This window comes from Halocatena marina, assembly GCF_023276375.1.
Classification (GTDB): Archaea; Halobacteriota; Halobacteria; order Halobacteriales; family Haloarculaceae; genus Halocatena; species Halocatena marina.
Window position 1 is genome coordinate 1,591,685 of record NZ_JALLPK010000001.1, and the last position, 23,171, is coordinate 1,614,855.

20 protein-coding genes are annotated in these 23,171 nt (G+C 53.7%); 13 read left to right on the forward strand and 7 right to left on the reverse strand.

The annotated features are described in order from the left end of the window. Positions 1 to 387 precede the first annotated feature (387 nt). The gene (locus MW898_RS07265) at positions 388 to 1,608 is read right to left on the reverse strand and encodes an ABC transporter substrate-binding protein (protein ID WP_248905829.1); all 1,221 of its coding nucleotides are present in this window, start codon (positions 1,606 to 1,608) and stop codon (positions 388 to 390) included. A gap of 385 nt (positions 1,609 to 1,993) precedes the next feature. Between MW898_RS07265 and nrdR the strand changes: the two genes are divergently transcribed. The 3 genes from nrdR to MW898_RS07280 are packed head-to-tail and all read left to right on the forward strand — an operon-like array spanning position 1,994 to position 5,963. Next, positions 1,994 to 2,497: a transcriptional regulator NrdR gene (gene nrdR / locus MW898_RS07270; RefSeq protein ID WP_248905831.1), complete on the forward strand. Its 504-nt coding sequence runs from the start codon at positions 1,994 to 1,996 to the stop codon at positions 2,495 to 2,497. Beyond that, positions 2,494 to 4,929, forward strand: a complete 2,436-nt coding sequence (locus tag MW898_RS07275) for a ribonucleoside-diphosphate reductase subunit alpha (RefSeq protein ID WP_248905834.1) — start codon at positions 2,494 to 2,496, stop codon at positions 4,927 to 4,929. The genes nrdR and MW898_RS07275 overlap by 4 nt, the downstream gene beginning before the upstream one ends. 41 nt (positions 4,930 to 4,970) lie before the next feature. Continuing rightward, positions 4,971 to 5,963: a ribonucleotide-diphosphate reductase subunit beta gene (locus MW898_RS07280; protein ID WP_248905836.1), complete on the forward strand. Its 993-nt coding sequence runs from the start codon at positions 4,971 to 4,973 to the stop codon at positions 5,961 to 5,963. A 91-nt stretch (positions 5,964 to 6,054) separates the two neighbouring features. On the opposite strand, the gene MW898_RS07285 is transcribed toward MW898_RS07280, so the two are convergent. After that, a complete protein-coding gene (locus MW898_RS07285) occupies positions 6,055 to 6,627 on the reverse strand; it encodes a hypothetical protein (protein WP_248905837.1) in 573 nt (190 codons plus the stop codon). 725 nt (positions 6,628 to 7,352) lie between these two features. Here MW898_RS07285 and MW898_RS07290 point away from each other — a divergent pair. The 5 genes from MW898_RS07290 to MW898_RS07310 all read left to right on the forward strand — a co-directional run bounded on the left by MW898_RS07290 (position 7,353) and on the right by MW898_RS07310 (position 15,758). Next, complete coding sequence (locus tag MW898_RS07290; RefSeq protein ID WP_248905838.1) at positions 7,353 to 9,929, forward strand: alkaline phosphatase D family protein; 2,577 nt, start codon at positions 7,353 to 7,355, stop codon at positions 9,927 to 9,929. Positions 9,930 to 10,203: 274 nt separating this feature from the next. Continuing rightward, positions 10,204 to 12,540, forward strand: coding sequence for a xanthine dehydrogenase family protein molybdopterin-binding subunit (locus tag MW898_RS07295; RefSeq protein WP_248905839.1), 2,337 nt, complete (start codon positions 10,204 to 10,206; stop codon positions 12,538 to 12,540). Positions 12,541 to 12,731: 191 nt separating this feature from the next. Beyond that, positions 12,732 to 13,589, forward strand: a complete 858-nt coding sequence (locus MW898_RS07300) for a hypothetical protein (protein WP_248905840.1) — start codon at positions 12,732 to 12,734, stop codon at positions 13,587 to 13,589. A 303-nt stretch (positions 13,590 to 13,892) separates the two neighbouring features. Next, positions 13,893 to 14,738, forward strand: a complete 846-nt coding sequence (locus MW898_RS07305) for a restriction endonuclease (protein ID WP_248905841.1) — start codon at positions 13,893 to 13,895, stop codon at positions 14,736 to 14,738. 555 nt (positions 14,739 to 15,293) lie between these two features. Further along, entirely contained in the window at positions 15,294 to 15,758 is a 465-nt protein-coding gene (locus MW898_RS07310) for a DUF3995 domain-containing protein (protein ID WP_248905842.1), read from the forward strand. Positions 15,759 to 16,199: 441 nt separating this feature from the next. Here MW898_RS07310 and MW898_RS07315 read toward each other — a convergent pair whose 3' ends face one another. Continuing rightward, complete coding sequence (locus MW898_RS07315) at positions 16,200 to 16,889, reverse strand: ABC transporter permease (RefSeq protein WP_248905843.1); 690 nt, start codon at positions 16,887 to 16,889, stop codon at positions 16,200 to 16,202. Position 16,890: 1 nt separating this feature from the next. After that, the gene (locus tag MW898_RS07320; protein WP_248905845.1) at positions 16,891 to 17,370 is read right to left on the reverse strand and encodes an ATP-binding cassette domain-containing protein; all 480 of its coding nucleotides are present in this window, start codon (positions 17,368 to 17,370) and stop codon (positions 16,891 to 16,893) included. Here MW898_RS07320 and MW898_RS07325 point away from each other — a divergent pair. The 4 genes from MW898_RS07325 to MW898_RS07335 all read left to right on the forward strand — a co-directional run bounded on the left by MW898_RS07325 (position 17,339) and on the right by MW898_RS07335 (position 20,133). Then, positions 17,339 to 17,665: a nitrilase-related carbon-nitrogen hydrolase gene (locus MW898_RS07325; RefSeq protein ID WP_248905847.1), complete on the forward strand. Its 327-nt coding sequence runs from the start codon at positions 17,339 to 17,341 to the stop codon at positions 17,663 to 17,665. The two genes, MW898_RS07320 and MW898_RS07325, sit on opposite strands and share 32 nt — an antisense overlap. A gap of 146 nt (positions 17,666 to 17,811) precedes the next feature. Next, positions 17,812 to 18,888 carry a DUF2891 domain-containing protein gene (locus MW898_RS07330; RefSeq protein WP_248905849.1) on the forward strand — a complete coding sequence of 359 codons (1,077 nt, stop codon included), beginning with the start codon at positions 17,812 to 17,814 and terminating at the stop codon, positions 18,886 to 18,888. 77 nt (positions 18,889 to 18,965) lie between these two features. Then, positions 18,966 to 19,088: a hypothetical protein gene (locus MW898_RS25570; protein WP_264383131.1), complete on the forward strand. Its 123-nt coding sequence runs from the start codon at positions 18,966 to 18,968 to the stop codon at positions 19,086 to 19,088. Beyond that, positions 19,081 to 20,133 (forward strand): right-handed parallel beta-helix repeat-containing protein, encoded by a 1,053-nt coding sequence (locus MW898_RS07335; protein ID WP_248905851.1) that lies wholly within the window; start codon positions 19,081 to 19,083, stop codon positions 20,131 to 20,133. The genes MW898_RS25570 and MW898_RS07335 overlap by 8 nt, the downstream gene beginning before the upstream one ends. Before the next feature lie 41 nt (positions 20,134 to 20,174). On the opposite strand, the gene MW898_RS26195 is transcribed toward MW898_RS07335, so the two are convergent. Then, positions 20,175 to 20,567, reverse strand: a complete 393-nt coding sequence (locus tag MW898_RS26195) for a DUF2391 family protein (RefSeq protein WP_373689879.1) — start codon at positions 20,565 to 20,567, stop codon at positions 20,175 to 20,177. 482 nt (positions 20,568 to 21,049) lie between these two features. Between MW898_RS26195 and MW898_RS07345 the strand changes: the two genes are divergently transcribed. Further along, positions 21,050 to 21,469 carry a pyridoxamine 5'-phosphate oxidase family protein gene (locus MW898_RS07345; RefSeq protein ID WP_248905854.1) on the forward strand — a complete coding sequence of 140 codons (420 nt, stop codon included), beginning with the start codon at positions 21,050 to 21,052 and terminating at the stop codon, positions 21,467 to 21,469. Between the two features lie 118 nt (positions 21,470 to 21,587). Here the strand turns inward: MW898_RS07345 and MW898_RS07350 are convergent, their stop codons facing one another. Further along, a complete protein-coding gene (locus tag MW898_RS07350; protein WP_248905856.1) occupies positions 21,588 to 22,178 on the reverse strand; it encodes an NUDIX hydrolase N-terminal domain-containing protein in 591 nt (196 codons plus the stop codon). A gap of 92 nt (positions 22,179 to 22,270) precedes the next feature. After that, positions 22,271 to 23,149: a DUF7351 domain-containing protein gene (locus MW898_RS07355; RefSeq protein ID WP_248905858.1), complete on the reverse strand. Its 879-nt coding sequence runs from the start codon at positions 23,147 to 23,149 to the stop codon at positions 22,271 to 22,273. Positions 23,150 to 23,171 lie beyond the last annotated feature (22 nt).

The window sequence follows — 23,171 nt, forward strand, 5'->3', positions numbered from 1 at the left end:
AACAGTTCGAATTCTCTGTTCGATAGAGCAATCCATGCACGAATATCCGATTCACTAGCGATAGAATAAGCTGCCACATCTAACATAGTATCCAGCCCAACAATGTACATTCAAAATATCCACGGTTGTTGGCTTCGTTTTTGATGTGTTATTATTTTTGATTTATCGATCGACATTGGAAGATCTTCCCGAAACGAGGTGTGTCTTCGGCACTACGGAGTAGTCCATCATCCGTGAATTGACATACAATTGAATAAATAATATATTCTAAGAAAGTCAGAGTTCAACACCAGTTGTCAGAATCTTGTACTTACACGAACTTATTTATCACACTTCAAACAATTCCCAGAGATTAGTACTGACTACATATACATATCGAGTTCGCGTTCAGTCCGTCCCGGCAATGGCATCCGAAACGCGTTTCCTGTCGAACAGTCGTTCCGAAGCTGGAATCTCTGGATACGGATTTCCATCGACGTATCCGGGCCACTCACCGAACTGCTCGGGATAGAGCTGCTTGGCAGTCATCTCTAATTGGAACAGATTCATAATTGGACCTTGATAGCGCATGCCCTGTGCGTACACTTGATCGTTCTCGACGGCCGAAAGCTGCTGGCCAACTGGATGGTTTTTCAGTTTTTCTCTGACATCGCTCATTTGGTAGTTCGGAGTCACCCCCCAAAGATGGAGAATCACGTCAGGATCCGCTTCAACCATCGTTTCGTACCCGATCTTTCCCCAGAGTTGTTCCCAATCACGGTCGGCAAACGCATCAATTGCACCGAGTGGACGAGTGTCGGCGAACCAGTAGCCTGGACGATTCAAATGGTACGTCCAGAATGTGTCCTTACTCAGCGTCACACGAACAGCTGTTGGCCGCTCCTCTTTCGGCGGAAGTCCCGATTCGATCGTCGAGAGCAGATCCGTATAGATCTGCTTGAGAGCTCGATATCGTTCTTGTTCTTGAAACACGCTGGCGACGTTCCCGAACAGCTCCCAGAGCGTGTAATACTGGTAGCGATCAGCGTACGCCTTCGGTGGATCAGCGTGCGTCCCACTGTAGAAGCTTCCAAACCACGGACCGAGTGTCTGCTGAATTTCTTGAACGTCGGATTGGTCCCACTTCTTCTGCGTTGAGGCCCACGCTGGGTCAGCAAGGTGGACATCGCTTTCGAGATTGTAAAGCAGCTCCTTCGATAGACCATCACTGAGCGGATCCGCAAGATCTTTCCAAGCGAACGAGACGCCGTCCAGCTGGTCGTAGTAGTGATTCATCGTTGTTCCAGACATTTCCGGAACGTACACCGCGTTCACGCTATCACCGTATCCGAGAGCGACCGCCATGTCGGCGTACTGGGGGAAGACTGTAAAAACTCGTTTTGGGGGTGACTCGAACGAAACCTCACCCATTGGTGCCATCGTCACCGAATACCCTGAATCGTCCGGTGCGGTCGAATCGTTCGCTGTCTGAGAGGCGTTCGTCGAAGATGTCGACGAAAAAGGATTGCCCGTACATCCAGCAAGCAATCCCCCAGCGAGAATACTACCACCGCTCCTCAGCACACCGCGACGAGTTGGTCGGCCACCAGACCGATCTCCCTGAATCATATTATTTAGGCTGACCTAATACATCATAAACACTCCGAATTTTAGGCAGTCCTAAAGTATAGTGGGTTGATATACAGTACCACGACAATCCTGTCAGACAAGTCAGTTAAGAGATCAACGAAGTTCCACACGAACGACGCCACCAACCACATATGGATCCGACAACGAGGAAATGTTCCTCTACCTCTCGCAGTCACCTCTACAGCTACGTCTTCACATTCTGACCCACAGTTCATACGAAACGAGTCGTAAATCAACCTTGCTTGTATTACCTCAATTAGATTGGGAAGCGTTTATGTGGGTGCAGCAAGACACCAAATATTGCGGCCAGAGGTATTCAAACCCGACATATTGGGCACACTTCTGGGACGAATGAGTGATAACTATGGACTGCCCGGACTGTGGGAACGATCGTACACGCGTTATCGATACCGGAACGAGCACCGACGGGATGTCGGTGCGACGGCGTCGTGAGTGTCAGCGTTGTTCGTTCCGATTTACAACGTACGAACGACCGGAATGGAACTCACTTCAGGTCAAAAAGCGCGATGGACGTATCGAATCGTTTAGCCGTGAGAAGCTTCGTGCAGGGGTCGAGCGAGCCGTCGAGAAGCGGCAGGTGACCGAAAAGGCAGTGACGGATGTAGTGGATACAATCGAATCCGAGCTTCAGGATCACGAGACGTGTATTGTCCCGTCTCGTTTAATTGGAGAACTAGCATCCGAAAAACTGCGCGACTTAGATCAGGTCGCGTATATTCGATTCGTCTCAGTCTACAAGGCCTTCTCCGAACCAGAGGAATTCCTGCGCGAACTCGATGCGGTTCTCGATGCCGAACTTGACGACTTCGGGCGTTCCACTCCCCAGAATCTCTCAGATAATCTATGAGTCAACAGACAACAACAACCGACGACATCCGGTCGATTCTCGACCGTGCACGCACAGGCTACGAAGCGAACTGCTCCGGAGACGAGTACGAGACACTCATCACCGAAATTGAACGCAATCTCTATGATGGGGCATCGACTGATGAGGTGTATCAGGCTATCCTACAGACGCTCACCGCACGCGTTGAGCGCGAACCCGCGTTCAAACGAATCGCGGCAGCTGTCTTCCTGCAACGGTACTACCGCGAAGTAATCGGTGAAGATCTGACAGGGTTCGAGTTGGATCGAGAGTATCGCGCGACCTTTGTCACCAATCTCGAACGGGCTGTCGAAATTTCGATTCTCGACGAACGGTTGATCGAGCAGTTCGACATCGAAGATCTCGCAGCGTATCTCGAATTGGATCGGGATACGCAGTTCGAGTACATGGCACTTGAGACGCTTTATCAACGGTATTTTCTCAAGACCGAACAGAATGGAACGCATCTCGAACTCCCACAGGCGTTTTGGATGCGCGTTGCGATGGGAATCGCACTCGAAGAGGACGAGCCACAACGACGGGCAAAGGAGTTCTACGACGTGCTCTCGAAGCGAGCGTTCACGCCTTCGACGCCGACGCTCTTTCATAGTGGATCGACCCACCCTCAGCTCTCCTCGTGTTATCTAACAACAGTACAGGACGACTTAGAACACATTTTCGACTCGTACAAGCACCACGCGCTCCTTTCAAAATGGAGTGGCGGCCTCGGGAACGATTGGACAAACCTGCGTGCTGCGGGTGCGCTCATCGAGTCGACGGGTGTCGAATCGACGGGCATTGTGCCGTTCCTCCGAATCAGCAACGACGTTACGGCTGCGATCAATCGATCGGGGAAACGCCGTGGGGCAGCCTGTGCTTACCTCGCGTGCTGGCATCTCGACTTTCCTGCGTTTGTGGATCTAAAGCGGAACACCGGCGATGAGCGCCGTCGGACACCGGATATGAATACGGCAGCGTGGATTCCGGATCTCTTCATGAAGCGCGTTGAAAGCGGTGAGGAGTGGACGCTGTTCAGCCCGGACGAAGTCCCAGATCTCCACGAACTGTCGGGAGAAGCGTTCGAAGAGCGGTACCGTGAGTACGAGCAACAAGCGGAGAGCGGAGCGCTCAGACAGTACGAGCGTGTCGACGCTGAGAGTCTCTGGCGGACGATGCTCACTCGGCTGTTCGAGACGGGTCATCCGTGGCTAACGTTCAAAGATCCGTGCAACGTCCGCTCGCCACAGGATCACGCCGGAACGATACACTCCTCGAATCTCTGCACAGAGATCACGCTCAACACGAGCGAGGACGAACACGCGGTCTGTAACCTCGGGAGCGTTAACTTTGCAACACACGTTTCGAATGGCGAACTCGACCGGGACCGTCTCGCTGAGACCATCGAGACAGCGATGCGGATGCTGGATAACGTCATTGACCGCTGTTTTTACCCGACCGACGAGGCCGATCACTCGAATACACAGCACAGACCGGTTGGTTTGGGGACAATGGGCTTTCACGATGCACTGATGGAACTGGAGATCCCGATGGATTCGGAGACAGCAATCGAAACGTCCAATCGCTGGCAGGAGTTCGTCTCGTATCACGCGATTCTCAACTCCTCGAAACTCGCGGCCGAGCGGGGGCCCTATCCATCATATGAGGGATCGAAGTGGGATCGCGGACTGCTCCCACAGGACACCGTCGATCGCCTCGAAGAAGCGCGTGGACGCGACATTCCGACCGATCGTGAGGAAACACTGGACTGGTTCATCGTCCGCGAACACGTCGAAGAACACGGAATGCGAAATTCCAACACGATGGCGATTGCACCGACAGCCACTGTCTCCACAATCAACGGAACGACCCCGTCGATCGAACCGGTGTATTCGAACCTCTACGTGAAGTCGAATATGTCGGGTGATTTCACGATTATCAACGACCACCTCGTTGCGGATCTGAAAGAGCGTGGGCTTTGGAACGACGAGATGGTCGATCGGATCAAATATCACGACGGGTCCGTTCAAGAGATCGATGCCGTTCCGGACGAACTGAAAGCGCTGTACCGCGGTGCATTCGAAATCGATCCTCGACAACAGCTACAACTGACCGCACATCGACAGACGTGGATCGATCAGTCGGTCTCACATAACGTCTTTTTCCCGTCCACGGATGGTTCACTGCTCGACGATGTCTACAAGACCGCGTGGCAACTGGGGCTGAAGACGACGTACTACCTCCGAACGCTTGGGGCGTCCCAGATCGAGAAATCCACACTGGACATGGCCGAGTACGGCAAGACCCAACATCGAAACGAGTCGTCGAAAGAGCGTAAATCCGACGGTGGACAGCCCACTGATGACGACAGTGAACTCTGCAGAGTGGAAGATTCGACGTGTGAGGCCTGTCAGTAGCGCATGATAGACAACAAACAATATTCACAATTTGCTTAGCAATGCCGATCATCAACAACAACGCCGAACACGACCCGAACAAGATACTGCCAGTCGATTACGATTGGGCACGCGAGTACTACGAAGCAGGGGTTAACAACAACTGGGTTCCACAAGAGATTCCGATGCAAGACGATGTTACCCAGTGGAACGGAGATGTTCTCACTGATGCTGAGCGACAGCTTGTCGAGTGGAATCTCGGTTTCTTTTCGACAGCCGAATCACTTACAGCGAACAACATCGTCCTCGCGCTGTACGAATATGTAACTGCACCAGAGTGTCGCCAGTATCTACTGCGGCAAGCCTACGAGGAAGCGATTCACACCGATACGTTCATCTACTGCTGTGATTCGCTCGGGTTTGATCCCGACTACCTCTACGGGATGTACGACAGGGTCCCCTCTATCGAGGAGAAAGACGAGTTCGTGGTCAATCTGACGCGTGCGATCGACCGACCGAATTTCTCAATCGAGACGGATGACGATATCCGCGAGTTCCTCCGAGACCTCGTCGGTTTCTACGTCATTATGGAGGGGATTTTCTTCTATGCAGGCTTTGCGATGATGCTCGGGCTGAAACGTCAGAACAAGATGGTCGGTATCGGCCAGCAGTTCGAGTACATCATGCGAGATGAGTCGCTCCACGTCGGATTCGGTGTGGACCTCATTAACGAGATTCGAACAGAGAGCCCCGGCGTGTGGACTGACGACTTCGAAAGCGAGGTGGTTGATCTGATCACCGAAGCTGTCTCGTTAGAGAAAATCTACGCGTACGAGGCGTGTCCGGACGAAATTCTCGGAATGAGCGCCGAACAGTTCGCCGAGTACGTCGAACACATCGCTGATCGCCGACTCGAACAGCTCGATCTCCCAGTGCAGTACGACACCTCCAACCCGTTCGCGTGGATGTCCGAGCAGGTTGATCTCAACAAAGAGAAGAACTTCTTCGAAACGCAGGTGACCGAGTACCAGAGCGGTGGAAGCCTCGACTGGTAACGAACGTATCGGGCCCGCGCTGAGCGTGTTCTCGAATTGAGACGAGAGCGTTCTGCACTGAACAGGAGAAAAAGCTGCACTGTGATGGAATTCAGTGTGATGAGATCGAGAAACGTTTGCGAATCGCAGTGCCCTCGCTGTTGTAGACGACAGCGCGTCCAGACGAAGGGGTAGCATCGCTACTGAACCGCATCAATCCCGTGTAGACGAGTGCTTCAGCATCGCTGTGTTCTGGTCCAATTTCACCCCACGGATGCGTAGACAGTGGAAGCGAGACGGTCCGCCAACCGATCCACTCGGGAGAAAACCGGCTATAGACTCCAAAACGATCCTCAGTTGCCATCCGGGCTTCGAAGAGTAGTAAGAACTCCGTGTCGAAATTGGTCACCTCGATGGGTTGCTGGAATGTTTCGGAGCCATCGTTGACTGCAGCGTCGGTGAATACGCGTCGCTCAGGAGGTTCGGTGATAAGCCGTCCTGAGAAGACCTGATCGGTCGTACCGAGATCATCGACAACGTACTGGGTTGAAGAGCGATGAATAGATCCGACGCCAGATTCGGGCTCAATCTGCGGCTGAACAGTGTTCCATCCACCAACGGCGTTTGCAACGCCAGTCCCGCAGACGATCGCAGCCCCGCCAGTGAGGAAATCACGTCGCTTCATTATATTCGAATATCCAAATTAGTCATATAAATATTTTCTCCATGAATTAATAGCATCGACAATGACTGTTGGGGAAGATGGGTAGAGGACGTCGGGCGGTGGATTGTGACGAAATCGGTGATCAATACGTTGAGGCCGGTCGGAATGTCACCAACTACATCGATAGCATCAGCGAGTCTCGATTTACACGCGCACCTGTATCACAATAGTTATGAATGCGCAAACTACTTTGGATCTAGTTAAAAATAATTGTATCTCTACAGGATACTGAATCAGATCGACCAATCTTCGAAACCCCCACTGTACTTCTTGCTGTTCGATGAGCGTCCCATCGACGATCGATTGCTTCCTCTTGGAAGGCTGCCTGACCTTCAGCCAAATGAGGGTCGACGGTCTGTGCGATGTGAGTAGATCTCCAGGCACTCCACACGACGTCGGTGAATGGTTGCACGACGGACAAACCATAGCCGATTCTCCATAGTTTCGATCGGAGTATCCGGATCTAGACACTCTGGAATGCTATCGCGCTAATCCGATCGTCCGAACTGGAACATGTGTTGTGGAGGATATCTAAACGGTACTCCTCGAACGTATCCTATTGAAATATAGCAATTTCTGCTCGATGTAACGATTTCCATGGAATACGTTCTGCATTTTCAAAAATAAATATTGTCATAACATAAATAATAATTTCTCTCATGGTGCTTTGTAATAATACTAGTGACATGGTAATCGATACGCTACTAATTGTCAAACGGCGTTTGAAAGGGGGGATCGCAGCAATCACGGACTTTCTCGAAACGTCAGGGGAAACGGCTGATGGGGTAGACCGGCGTCTGTTTCTCAAATGGATCGGTGCTGGTCTCTTAACTCTGGGAGCAGCGATCGAATCAATCGTTAGCGGTCTCTTCGATCCGCTGTACTCGTTTCACGAATTGTCTCCGTCGGCTCGGTCGTTTCAGGCCTATCAGAACGTCTCACTCACGTCGGTGGCGACACTGCCCGATACGGTCACGCGTCACTGGCTCGGGCCAGCGTTCTGGGGGAACCGCCTTCAGGACTGGCGGCTGAATAACGGTCGGATAGAATGCTTGCGCGGGGAGGCTGGTTACGAGGTCCGGACTGTCGGCGTGCTCACCCGCGAAGTCATTAGCGGCGACGCACCAGGGCATCTTCGCGTCCGAACGGGGCTCCTAGAGGACGCTGATCGGGGTGGTTTCTGCGGATTTCTGATCGGCGTCGGGGCTGGCGCACTCGACTATCGCGCGGCAGCCTTGGCCCAGCGTGGCTCTGGTACCGGTGGTGGGTTCTTCTGTGCGTTCGAAACGGACGGGCAGGTCCGCTTTCGGGAGCACACCGACGAGGAGGCACCGCTCGACTTCGCTGTGCTTCCTGCCGAGAGACAGGAAATTGATCCATCCCAGCCGACAACAGAGGAGGAGATACTGCTCGAAGTAGACATCCTTCCACGGGACGACGGACAGTTCGATGTACAGCTGACGGCACGCGATGCCGACGGTACGCTTCGCACTCGTGCGATGCGCCACGGCGTAGACGAGAACGAACTGTTAGGTGGCATTTCGCTGGTTTCCTCACCACCACCCGGCGAATCTGGCGCACGCTGGTGGTTCCGCGACCTGCGCACGGGTGGAGAAAAAATTTCCGACGATCCCGATCGCTCTCTCGGACCGATCCTCGGTACCCTCTTTTCGCTCGACGACGACACTCTCAAACTGTCGGCGCAGCTCGTACCGATCGGCGACACAGATCCACAGACGGTGCGGCTCAATTATCGGCCAGCGGGAAGTCAGCAGACGTGGCGTCGTACGACTGCAACGATCGAGACGGGATACACGGCACTATTCCGCATCGACGACTGGGACGCGGGCCGTGCGTGGGACTACCGCGTGATATATCCACGAGTAAGGGGCGAAATGGCACGATACAGTGGTCGTATTCCCGCAGATCCCGACACGGATAGCGACGACGCAGAGCAGGAACTGACGATCGGCTTGTTCAGCTGCACGAGAGCCACAGGTCGCCAGTTGGAGGCGGGCACGGGCGACTCTCCGCTGCCGATGGCTCAGTGGCCGGGACGATATACGCCAGCGAACTTCTACTTTCCGTACGAGCAGCTGATCGAGAACGCGGGTGCTCACGATCCAGATCTGCTCGTCTTCTGTGGGGATCAATATTATGAAGGCAACCCTACTCGGATGGAAACGCGGGTCGATCCCGGTCTCGACGCTCTCTACAAATGGTTTCTCTGGCTGTGGGCGTTTCGGGAGCTGACACGTGATCGGCCGACCATCCTCCTGACGGACGATCACGATGTGTACCAGCCCAGCTTGTGGGGCGATGGAGGTGAGAAAACGGCAGTCATACCGAAGGGAGGCTATACTGGTTCTCCCGAATTTGTCAACACGGTGCAGCGCGTCCAGTGCAACCACAATCCTGATCCGTACGACCCGACGCCCGTCGAGCGCGACATCGCTGTTTATTACACCGCCTTCCGATTCGGTGGCGTTGACTTTGCCGTCTTGGAAGATCGGAAGTTCAAGTCGCCTCCACCAGACCGCGACGAGACACCGGCACCGGACGAACGAGAACTGTTGGGTCCCCGCCAAGAACAGTTCCTCAAAAAATGGGGGCACGAGGACACTGGGGCTGATACTGAAGCCGATGTTGATGGTGGCACCGTACCAAAAATTTGTCTCACGCAGACCTGTTTTGCGTGTCTCCAGACCGATCCAGACGGGCAACCGCGTACGAGTTTCGAATCGAACGGCTATCCAAAGCGCGGACGTGATCGGGCCGTTGAGCTCCTGGGCGAGGCGGGTGCGCTCGTGTTAGCCGGTGATCTTCACTTTGCATCCCTCGTACGGCACGGGATACACAAGCACACCGATGGACCAGTGCAATTCACGGGTCCAGCAGGAGCGTCGTGCTATCAGCGGTGGTTTGAACCGACGGCGTCACTCTCCCATGGGATGGGTCTTCCGCACACGGGTAAGTTTACGGACGGGTTCGACAACAAGCTACGCGTTCTCGCCGTAGAGAACCCTGAGATCCCCCTTGCCACGTATTCCAAACACGTCGGGAATCAATCGAGAAACATCCTGGATCGCCAGCTAAGAAACGAGGGCTACGGTATCGTTCGGGTCAATCAGGACGAAGAAGCCTTCACGATCGAATGTTGGCCGTGGGATGAGTCGCCATCGGCGACAGAAGCGGAACAATTCTCGGGGTGGCCCTATCGACTCCCATTCGATCAGGTTCGTGGCATCACTGACGAGACATAAACGATAGACGTGGCAGAGATCTGTTCGCCAGGCACTCTAGGATCGAGTTCGCTATCTGGGATCGTTAGGCTCGCTAACGGCACTATATCGATCATCCTCTGACCGAGCGATGGCACATCGGCATGGCTATTTACCGAAATAGGTCAGAAAACTACTATACAAAAATCATATTTGTCAGATAAAAATATGTAGATACATATGCCAGTGACGTGAACAAGAGAGTAGTACAATCAATGAAAGTGGACATTCACACTGAGCTATTGGCTGTGATCCCATGTCGTTAGAGACGATTGATCCAGACGAAGCCCGACCGAGCGATCTCGTCGGCTCGTCGATCCAACGCCGGGAAGATCCCCGACTCATTACCGGAGAAGCAGAATACACCGACGATATTCACCATCCAGAGGCGGTTCATTTAGCGATCAAAGGCAGCCAGTACGGCCATGCCGAAATCGAGAGCATCGACACGAGTGACGCGGCTGAACTCGATGGCGTCACCGCTGCCTACACGGCGGCTGACCTCGATGAATCGGGCGTTTCCAGCGCCCTTCAATCGCCAGCATCGGACGCTAACGTTCCCGAATATCCGTTGTTGGCGACCGACGCGGTTAGATTCCAAGGACAACCGGTGGCAGCCGTCATCGCAAAAGATCGCTATACTGCCCGAGAGGCACTCAGTGAGATCGACATCAGCTACAATCGACAGGAAGCGGTTTCGGATCCTCGGACTGCTCTCGAAGAAGAGGAGTCACCGACTATTCACGAAGAAGCGCCGGACAACGTGGCCTTCCGCTGGGAGAACGGCGATGCAGAAGCGACCGACGAGGCGTTCGAGCGCGCTGACCACACGGTTTCGTTCGATCCAGTCATCAACCGCGTCATCCCGACGGCGATGGAGCCTCGTACAGCATTCGCGCAGTACGAGAAATCAACGGACGAGTTGACCGTCGAACTGTCCACACAGAACCCCCATTCGGTCCGGTCGGATCTCTCACAGACGCTCGATCTGGCCGAAGAGCAGATTCGAGTTCGATCACCAGATGTCGGTGGTGGATTTGGCGCGAAGCTTCCACCGTATACGGGACATCTTCTCGCGTCGTGGTGTGCGATACAGCTCGAACGGCCCGTGAAATGGGTCGCCACCCGTACAGAAGACTGCCAGTCGATGGTCCACTCACGGTATCAGGATATCGAGGCCGAAGCAGCACTCTCCGAAGATGGACATCTCCTTGGAGTGCGTATGGATAGCATCGCCGATGTCGGTGGCTATCTCGTGCCCGGTGGGTCAATCGTCCCGAAGAATATCGGCCTCATGCTCTCTGGGCAGTACGCGCTTCCGGCAGCACACGTCGAACTAACCGGCGTTTTCACAACCACGGCTCCGCTTGCGGCGTATCGCGGAGCAGGTCGTCCCGAAGCAACGTATTTCATCGAACGATTGGTTGAGGTGGCCTCACGTGAACTCGATATGGATCCGGTGACGTTCCGACGACAGAACTTCATACCAACCGACGAGTTCCCATACGAGACTGGATTCGGCCATACGTACGACAGTGGTGACTACGAACAGTCGCTCGAAAAGGCACTCTCCTTAATCGACTACGATCACCGACGAGAGCGGCAAGCAGAACTGTCTGAAGACGGACGATATCTGGGTATCGGAATCTCCTGTTACGTCGAGGCGTGCGGTGTCGGTCCAAATATGGGCGAGAGCGGCATCATCAACGTCAAGCCGTCTGGCGACGTCGTCGTGAAAACCGGTACCACGGAGATCGGAACTGGTCACCGGACGGGCTACACCCAGATCGTCGCAAGTGCGCTCGGTGTGCCACACGACGATATTGAGATCATCGAAGGCGATACCGACGCTGTCCACGAGGGTCATGGCACCGCCGGTAGTCGAGCGATGCCCGTCGGTGGGAGCGCAATCCGTGAGACCGCCGATGCGGTGATCGAAAAAGGTCGTCAGATCGCCGCGCGCTCACTCGAAGCTGCCCCCGACGACATCGCGTTCGCCGATGGAGCGTTCTCCGTCCGTGGTGCTCCCGACCGATCGCTCACTCTCGTGGACGTTGCAGCAATGATCGACGATGATCCTTCGGATGCGGACGAAGGCCTCGAAGCGACTTCGAACTACGAGCCGCCCAACTACACGTATCCGTTTGGAACGCACGCTGCAGTCGTCGAGGTAACGCCCGAAACTGGTGACGTTGAAATCGAACAGTACGTCGCGGTGGACGACGTGGGAACACAGATCAATCCGAAACTCGTCGAGGGACAGATCCACGGTGGCGTCGTCCAAGGCATTGGACAGGCACTCTATGAAGAAGCCATCTACGACTCGAACGGCAATCTGTTGACGGGATCGCTCCAAGATTATGCCGTTCCAAAGGCTGAGCACGTTCCGTCCATGGAGACAGCCACCACAGTGACTGAGTGCCCACACAACCCACTCGGTGTCAAAGGTGTTGGCGAGGCAGGAGCAATCGCTGCACCCCCGGCAATTGTGAACGCTGTTGTAGACGCACTTTCGCCGTTCGAGATCGATCATCTCGATATGCCACTAACGAATGAAACCGTCTGGGAAGCGGTGTGCCAATCCAACAACTGAGAAGATAGCACTGGTGGAAATATTCAACTCTATTGAGAATTTGTTCTATTTGATATTATTGGCCGAGCACACGACCTGTGGAAACACTCATCGAAACGGTGTCTTATACCATTACATAACAGTAAACGTATGGGTTGCAGACCATATCAATGCAAAAAACTTATTATAGAAACTTCTGACTCTAAACAGTCATGGCTTCGATAAAATTGCCACTGAACCTACAAACCGGATCACCCGTTCGGAATATGCTTGTTGGACTTGGCTACGTTATCGCTGTTGGAGTGGTCCTCATTCTCTCGGTTGTGTTGCTTCCCCTCATTACGGCGGTTGGTGTTGGCACAAACTACCGAGGGAGTGCTGACCGATTCGCTCATCTGCCCGGTATTCGAGCAGACGGAGGGGTGGTTACGACGATTACGGCTTTCGGTTATGGGTTAGCGGTCTCTAGTCTGCTCGTCGCCTTTGGTGGAGGTGTCAATGAAACAGGACCCGCGGATCAGACGATACAAGGCAGTATGGGTTCAAATATTGAATCAACTGCAAACACATCACCCACTGCAACAGATTCCCAACAACAAAAGATGACGGCGGACACACGTCTCACTTCTGTCACGTCGTCGACATCCCAACCCTCGGATTCAAAATCGACGCCAGCGCAGTCATCGAAACCATCAGCTACCCAAACACCGGCGTCGACACCGAAATCGAATCCAACACCAACGCCACAACCCCGAGCAGATCCGACCCCGGTGCCAACGCATAACCCACGTCCGAGTCCGACTTCGTCACCGACTGCAACAGCAACAGCAACAACGATGACGACGACAACCTCACCGAGTCCGACTTCGACATCGACAGCAACGGCAACGACAACGGCAACAACAACTTCGACACAAAGTCCAACGTCGTCGCCATCTCCAACGGAAACAGCAGCAACAGAAACGACAACGGCGACGATAACAACCTCGACAGCAACTGCAGTACCATCGACTACGTCACCGGAATCTACTGCGAAATCAGCTTCGACAGAACGCTCAAGTGGTGAGTGAGCCGTACGATTGATCAGAGTTTAGTATACAAATCCAAACCATCCACTGACAGTGATGATCCGACCCGACCGGTTTTGATGTAGCTGACGATGTCGCGCTAAGATGTATCCCGTTTACTGTTCGAATATCAATCCACTATAAGTTATTATTAACAAACAGTATGGCAATTCACTAGTATACAATTGGACATGCGATGTAGACCAGTGCTTGAACGTGCTACCTGAGATGATTGGGTCACAGCGAGAGTAGCAAAGCGGGATGGACTAAGATTAAATATTAGTGGCATAACCACTGGGTAGAGAGATGCCATCTACCCAGACGTCAGCGGACCTACTCGCCCGGATACAACAGATGGATGCCGACGGTTTTGAGCAGTTCATCGCAGATCTCTGGGAACGCCGGGGATGGACCACGACCGTCTCGCAGACGCGTATCGGTGGTGGGTCCGACGTAACAGCCACGAAGAAAGCGCCCGATCCGAAAACGCACGTCATTCGAGCGAAAAGCTACGAATCGGACATCACCGATGACGACACAGAGATTCAGCAGTCCGTGAATCTTGTGAGCCAAGAGAAGGGTGTTGACATGGTTGTGATTGTAACGCCCCATCAGTCTACAAGCCGTGTCACCAATAACGCACAGGCCCCGAACGTTAAATTAGTCAACGGAGACGGGCTGGTCGCTCTCATTGAGCGGCTTGATGCCCACGACCTTGTCGATGACTACGCTGCGATCACGACAAGCGCGGCGGCAGTAACGACCGGTCCCCCAGCGACTGTCGAGGCAGACAACAGCAAAATACCGTTGCCTGAGATCTCGCCTGATACCTACCTTGGATTCATTATCCTTGGAACAACCATCTGGAGTATTGGGTTCTTGGTCGGGCTTGCCGGTTACTCGAGCGGGATTGTCGGCAGTGTTGTCGCCATTGCAGCGATCAACTGCTGGATTATGTTGCCATTGTCACTCTACCACGAAGCGAGCCGTGTCGATGAAACGACAGATTGGTCACCCTCCCGAACACTCTATGCAATTGGTGGAGCAATCCCATTTCTCAACGCAGTCGTTGGTGGGGCCTACCTCTATCGTCGTCGACATGCATATCAACAGCGTCAGACTACAGACAATGTGAGTGAACGGATCGCGTAGTCGTATTTTGTACCCATACAAAGGACAAAAATACGGCCACTAGTCATCGATGATCGTGCCGACTGGGATCACTTCGAGGTGAACATCACAACCATTCTTATTGGAAAGTCAGCGGACTTTGTTCGACTCGGTTCAAAGAACAGTGTATCGACACTCAATTACACCTAACAAAACTGATCGTGGTTACGTTACTGAAGGAAGCGAAGAACGTATTTTCCGCCCTAACAGCGACCGTTCGGTGTAGGATCATCGCGGCCGGCAACTGTAGCGTTCACTATACGCCACAGACCGACCACTGCCGCAGCAAGTGGGATAAGATCACCCTCGGCCCTGCCTACAAATTTCTACGTTCCTTTGCCAACGCCGCTGTAGCCGTGTGCTCAACCACAGCGAGCGTGCGCTGGTCGAGAGGATCTTCGGTCAACGAGGGACCAAGGATCAAGACCGCTGCCATCGCAGACAGGTCTCGTCGAAAACTTTGACGGTTCGATTTGACTGTTCATAACAAATGGTGCGAGAGAGTAATAATCGTGAAACCAGTACTACTCAAGAGATATGAAAGATTCAGAAGTAGAGTCTGCTGAAGAGACCATCCTATCACGGGTGACAGCACAAGCAGGATACGTGGCGTGCGGGTGGTCCCTTGCGTTCGTCGTTCCGCACGTCTACTGGGCCGTCGGCGGCACTGCTTGGCTAGCAGGTCATCCGATGAAGGGTGTACTGTTGGCAGTGAATATTATCGCTATTCCGTTGCTATTCATTGCTGGGATTGTGGCACTCGCAACCACCCAGTCGTGGGGTCAGTCGATTCCTCACAGGATGCTAGCACTCGCTGTCTGGGGAGTAGGAGCGGTATTGACTGTACGTGGCACTGTGGGTATCATCCAACAGATGCTCTCGCGTGGGCGTACTGGACCTCAGTCCACTCTCACTCTGTTCGCTGATCCGTGGTTTTTGCTCGGCGGAGTCCTATTCAGTATTACGGCGTGGAACTATCGAAAGTCACGTGACCGTTTATAAGTCGTGAAATCAGGAACGACACAATCACTCAGAGATATTCGGCCTGTCCAGCACGCACGGTCGTTGCTATCGCTGTTCTGTGACTGCATGGAGATGCGACCGAGAAAAGTGCCCCTTCGGGCAATGGGATAGAACATCCCACGATAGTGATGTATCACCACGGGCTGGGTGTCTCGCCCTCAACAGTACCATGTCTGTGTTGAATAGACCAGCCACGCGGCGAGTGGACTGTCTGAGTGTGTTGATGGAGTTTATCGTCGCCGATACCGTATTTCTCGACAGACCACGCTGATACCAATGGATAGCTATCTGAAAGCGATATGGTAGCGTCAAACGCTGATGTGAGCGTATCACGCTAATCCCACTCTTCGGTGAAATGTTTCAATTACACAGAGCACAAATAATCATTGCTCGTATAAGATTCCCGAATCGATAGGATCCTCACCCGGTTGCGAGATCTTCGGAGTGCAGCGTGTCGCCGCCCACGTGCCGTTCTATGAGAGCAAAGCCAGAATCGAGCGTAATAGCGAGTACTGCGCCGGGGATTGCACCGGCGATTGCCATCTCCATCTGGTACAGCTTAATCCCTTGAAGCACCCACGTTCCGAGTCCACCTCCGCCGACGAAAAACGCGAGATAGGCGGTCCCCACGCCGATCACCGAACTCGTTCGAATGCCAGCGAAAATAACAGGAATGGCTAGCGGAAGTTGGATCTTCCGGAGGATATCACGATCCGTCATTCCCATACCTCTCGCTGCCTCAATGACGCCCTCTTCAACCCCTTCGATCCCCGCAATGGTGTTCGTGAGAATCGGGAGGAGTGCATATACGAACAGACCAGTAACGGCCGTGACAAAACCGATTCCAGTGATCGGCAGCATGAGAAAGATGATAGCGAGGGTTGGGATAGTCTGGGCAGTGTTTCCGAATCCTTGGATGGTTGATTTCCCGCGTGGGAACCGAGTCGCAGCGATTCCGAGGGGAACAGCGACGAGTATCGCCAACAGTTCGGCGACCGGTACGAGTTTGATGTGTGTCCACAGATGATGGAGAAACTGCGACCAGTGGTTGATAATGAACTCGTAGGCCGCCGGGATTCCACCGACGATTCCCAACGGGACAGCAACCATCTCAGGTCGACCTCCGTTCCTGAACGGTCGTTCCACGGAGATTCGCCTCCTCGACGACGCCGACGATCTCACCGTCCCGGGCGACCGGGAGACGGTCGTCATCGGTTTCGAGCAATCGTGAAAACGCGACGTAAGCGGTATCCAAAGGAGAAATCGGTACGACATCAGGCGAGAAATTATCGTTCGTTTCGGACATCACGTCTCTGACTGGTGTGACTTGAAGTTTCTTCAGTTCACGGTCCTGTCCGATGAAGTTGCGGACGAAGTCGTTTTTCGGCTCCGCTAAGATGTTCCGTGGCGTGTCGTACTGAACGAGTTCCCCAACATCGAAGATCGCGATACGATCGCCCATCTTGAGTGCTTCCTCGATGCTGTGAGTAACGAACAGGATCGTCACGTCGAGTTCGGCTTGAATGTCGAGGAACTCGTCCTGTAGCTCCGTGCGAGTAATGGGGTCGAGTGCCCCGAACGGTTCATCCATCAACAGCACGTCCGGGTCGGCTGCTTGGCGCACGAGCTATGAAGCGGACTGGCGACTCTTGCTCCGTGCTCGGGCACTGGATGGCCCCTACTACGTCGTCGGGTCGAATCACACGGGCGATCAGCTCGGACGCAATCATGCGGGTTCGAGTCTCATCGCCGATCCCTCGGGAATAGTGCTGTCGGAGGTTTCTGGTGAAGTTGGTCACGCGGTGGTACCGGTGGAACGAGAACGGATGAACACCGGCCACGATCGGAATCCAGTGCGTGCGTCTCGGGGCTGGTTGTCGTATTAACGAAAACAGGCGGATCGATGTTGTTGGCTCATAACACGCTAGTCCCGAGATCACAGCGGACGAACCACTTCCGTCACCAATGGCTGTGTGCTCGATGATCACACCACCACCCGATTAAATACAATTACGTGAGAAATATCGCAGAGATGAATCCGCTTACAGCCATCAGAATGGAGGCGCTTCTGTCGGGAAGGAGCGATCAACTCGGACCGGATGTTGCAGAACGCCTCTCGAATCACCCACTTGATTCGATCGATACCGAGTTTCCGCACTACGCACGCTCGGTCGATTCACCCGACGGGATCGAGCGTCCGACCGAACGCCATCCGGTGTTTTTCGGCTGCTACGACTGGCATTCATCGGTACACAGCCACTGGGCGCTCATTCGTCAGCTTCGACTGTTCGATGAGCATCCCGCAAGATCCGATATCGTAGACCGCATCGATGATCGATTCACAGCCGAGAATATTGCGCGCGAAGTCGAACATTTCGAGGACAACGAGACCTTCGAGAAACCGTACGGGTGGGCGTGGTTTTTACACCTCGTCTCAGAGCTGTGTCTGTGGGAAGATGACCGGGCAGCCGCGTGGAGATCGATTATCAAGCCGTTGGAGGAAACGATTGTAATGCTTGTCGAATCCGAATTTCTCTCTCAAAAGCGGCCATTTCGGGTCGGAACGCATCAGAACTCCGCGTTTGCCTTGCACTGCATCCTTGATTACGCGAGGACACTATCCAATGAGAGATTGGAGTCCGCGGTCACTGACACGGCAACAGCGTTCTACGCTGAGGATAGGAACTATCCAGTCGAATACGAGCCGCTGGGCTGGGATTTCTTGTCTCCGTCACTGACAGAGGCTGACCTCATGCGGCGTGTCTATTCCCGGAACGAGTTCACGATGTGGATCGAACAGTTCTTGCCTGACGTAACGACTGCACCCTACGACACGATCCTCGAACCCGTTCACACAAATCCGAATCGAGATGAAGGGGTTGCACTTCATCTAGTCGGACTCAACCTCTCGAAAGCGTGGTGCTTGGCAGGACTCGCGTCAACGCTGAAAGATCACCAGTACGTCGAGGCGTTCGAACGGAGCGCTAAACAGCACACAGAGCGTGGGTTAGATCGAGCGTTCACTGATGAATACGCCGGCTCACATTGGCTCTCTTCGTTCGTACTCTACCTTCTCACTAGAAACGAGGGCGGTATCGCGCCAGAGTGATGCGCTCGTTAGGATTAAAGTATAACGAATGCTTTGAGTGGCGGTAGCTATACGCCGTTCGCGGATGAGTATCTGGTATGAGTAAACGGATTCTGTGGACTGTCGGTGAGACGACGCAGAGTGCGCCGTGGTCGAAATTGACACCACTGATGGACTGGGTGGTGTCACAGCCAGTTTGGATCCAATCCGAGTATGATTGACGTAGATCTCGATACGAGCACGCTTCGAACAGTGGTGCTCACGGGCGTGCTTTTGCTCGTGCTGATAACAGCAGCGTACCTTGGGATCCGAGGCCTCGAACCAGAACAACAGAGGACACAGAATGCTGGACAGATCGACGATTGTACCACGATCGACCAACCGGGTCGATACGAACTCACAGCGGACATCACCAATACGAGTGCGGGGACGTGCATACGAATCGTTGCGAGTAATGTCGTATTCGACGGCAATAGCCACGCGATCGATGGGAGAGGAACGTTCGGCACTGCTGGCGTCCTCGTCGAATCGTCTGGCAAACCGACCACGAACGTTACCGTCCAAAACGCGAACGTGACGGACTGGGACGACGGCATCCGCTACCTCACGGTGAACAACGGAACGATTACAAACACGACAACGGCCCGCAATCGGGTCGGTCTCACGCTCGTTGGTTCGAGCAATAATACCGTTCTGAACAACACCGCCACAGCGAACACCGTCTACGGAATTTCACTGCAGAAGAAAAGCAACGACAACACGCTCACGAACAACACCGCTACGTCGAACTCCCTGTTTGGCATTCATCTCGTCGCCGGAGCGTCGAACAACACGATCCGGTCGAACGTTGTGACAGCCAACGAACACGGGATCGTCCTCATCGGTGCTGACAACAACACGGTACGCAACAGCAGAGCTGCCTCGAATCGTATTTCTGGTATCTGGTTGTCCGAAGCGGATAGCAACCGAGTCGTGAACAACACCGTCTCGAACCGATTCTACGGGGTCTATCTCGGAGATCTATCGAGTCAGAACACGATAGCAGACAATACCGCCAGCCAGAACGCCGTCGGTATTCGTCTTCTCCACAGCCGCGATAACGTCATCACCGCGAATACTGCGACCGAAAATAGCGTGCAAGGAATACTCTTGCTCTCCAGTAACGACATCGTGGTCACAGATAATTTCTTATCGAACAACCCTGCCGACATTGTGCTAGCGGGGTCAAGTAACGTGACTCGGGCGAACAACACGGTCAATGGCTAGCGCACTCGTTGCGTGATGTCTTCTTCTTACAGCAAAGACACTCAGAAGAGGCTATCGGCTGTTGCCGCGCCGATAACGCTGAAAACTGCCCCGATCCCGATTGCTTTGAACGTTGCCTGTGGTGTCGCGGCGAACGTAGCTGGTGCATCGAGGACGAACGCAAGTATTGCAACCGACGCATAGGAGATCACGAGGAGTGAGAGAAATCTGAATGGAACACCACTGATCCCTCGTTCACTGTCTGCATCACGATCCTCTGCTTGATAGAGCGTCCCGTATCCGATTGCACCAACCATGATGACGGTGATTGCTGACTGGAGGTTACTCATCGAAGCGGCGAGCAGCCACACTTCCTCGGTCACCACAAACGGCGCAGACAGGATGAATCCGCCGACGATTTGCTGGGCGATGTCGTCGATGCCGAACCGGTTCACTCCTGGAAGATGTGTGAGGAGCCACCGTGTCCGTCGAATTGCACGCCGTTGATTGCGCGAATCGACCGACTCTTCTGCCTCTTCGAGATGGTCTAGTAGCTCCTCAACCTCTTCATCAGGGGGCAGTGGAGCCTCGAGTGGCACCGAACGTTCTCGATCGGAGCTCATTAGTTGTACGAAACTCGCTGTTGGCATAGTAGACACGGTGATTGACACACGGGATGGACATTCTCCCGATGATGTTGGCACGGCTGGGAGGGCTGCCGGTGGCCGACTGCCGTCGCCACCGCATCGCCGGTTACTATTTCTTCCAGCGCGCATAGCGACGCGAGAGACGACAAGGAGTGCTCGGTCACGACTGAGTAGCTAATCCAGAACGTCAGTGGAGCGATCGACCAGCCCGCGTATAACAGACCCACAAAATAAAATTAATCTGATTGTTTCTCCCATCAAGCTTTACCGATGGCGAATGAACGCTTCGTATGAGCGTCTCACCGGATGTTGAGGAACTGATCAGCAACGCCAAGCTCATGGCCCACCTTGCAACCTCGGTCGACGATCGGCCACACGTTGCTCCCGTCTGGTACGCCTACGACGATGGGACGCTTTCTCTCCTCACTGGTGGGAAGAAGCTCGCAAATGTTCAGGAGAACCCGCAGGTCGCAGTTTCGATCGAGAAGAACACCAATGGAGACGCTGAGTGGATGGCAACATTGCTAGGTACGGGAACCGTACAGACAGACTCCACGCGCATCAACGAGGCAGCGCGCGATGTGTTCACGAAATATCTCGGTGCCAACGAGGAGGAGTGGCCCGAATACTACCGCCAAGCACTTTCTGACGAGCCACAGAGTACACTGATTGAGATCGATATCGCATCCGCGACCGCGACTCGATATTAGGAAGTCGTGTCGTCCCAGAGAACGACTGATGTGCTATCAGTTGTATCGTTGCTTTGGCGTTGTTGAGATCCTACTGTGTATATCTTAGATCAGCTGAAACAACTGGCAGGTAGGACACTTATTCATCCATCCATTCTTTCTGCGCCCGTATTGCGAATTTGTGATGATCCTTATGCCACTCGGTGACGTGTTCGATCGTCCACCATTGGAGGTCATCACTTTCGTGTGAGCCCCTGAGCGTCCCACCAGTGATCTCACAGAGATACGTTGCAGAAACGTGGCTATGTGGTCCGTATTCAGTGTCTGGTCGTCGTGTATTGAGCCCTACGAGAGTTGCCGGACGAACGCTGAGACCGGTTTCCTCTCGTGTCTCGCGCACGGCTGTTTCTTCGGGTGATTCACCCGGTTCAGTCGCTCCCCCTGGGAGACACCACTTTTTGTCATCACTTCGTTTTAGTAATAGAATTTCTTCCTCCTCATTGAAGAGTGCGGCTTGCGCTCCCACCTTCGGCGTTACGTACCCCAACTCTGCCTCGAATCGGGATTGAACCTCTGCTTTCGGTATATCCGATATCTCACCATAGTATTCACTCACAAGATCTAATATCCGGGTATACCGCTCTTCATCGTACGGACTATCTGCGTACGCTAACCCGTTTTGGGCAAGGATTCGAAGCTCATCAAGCAACGGAAGAACGGCTTTGGCCATCGTTCGTTACTAACTCATTGATGTTGAAGTTGAGACTGTTTCTATCAATGCATAACGATGACGGCAGTAGTCAAGAGCATCACCAACGAGCATCAGTACTGAATTTCAAGAATCTCTACCCTCGAATTCACTAGTACTGAAACGGATGTATCGGCTACCTCGATCGTGAGACTCGCGACAAGTGGATCTGTTTGTTGGATAGTGGGAGCAGCAAACGTACACCACTCAAACTCCCAGAAGGGAGTCTCTCGGAAAGCAACTTCCGAGTCAGCAAACAACGACTGGATTCGCGGTCGATTCGAGAGGAGTAAACCAACTGGCGCACGGATCCCGGCAGGACACTCCGAGCAGTTCCCAACAACCGGAATTTCATCAGCCTGAGTAGCGGCCGAGGGTTGGATTTCAGTCGATAGTGAGTGAGCACAGAACGGACAAATGCCGTCGTCTGCCTGCCTGAAGTACGCTCGAGTTCGCCGTGAAAATGCGTCTACAAATTCCTGAAGAGTGTACGTGTCCACAGCAGCCGGGGGGAAATCGAACCGTGTCAGGTGCCGTTCACAGTCAGGACAACGGACGATCCCCTCACCTGCTCTATATCCGATTTCAACTGCTTCACACCCACAGGTCCCACACTGCGAGTCAACCTGCTCGAACTGACAGTTCGCACCATTCTCCAGAGAGTTCGACGCGAGCACGTTGGCTGCTCGCACTCCCGATTGGGCCAGTCGATACCCGTCTTCAGACTTCTGAACATACCCATCAACGAGTAGCCGGAGGTGGTAATTGAACTGCCCCCTGTCGCCGATGGAGACCTGTTCGAATAACTCCGTGTAGCCGATCGTGGTATCTTCGGTGGCGAGAACCTGCACGATCTCCAAGCGCGTCGTATTTGCGAGTTGTCCGAACGAGTCGCCGTGATTCACGGCTCCAGACGGACCATTCTCGTCCGAATTACGGCCTGGTCGCCCCATACAGATGGGCACAGAACAGCCA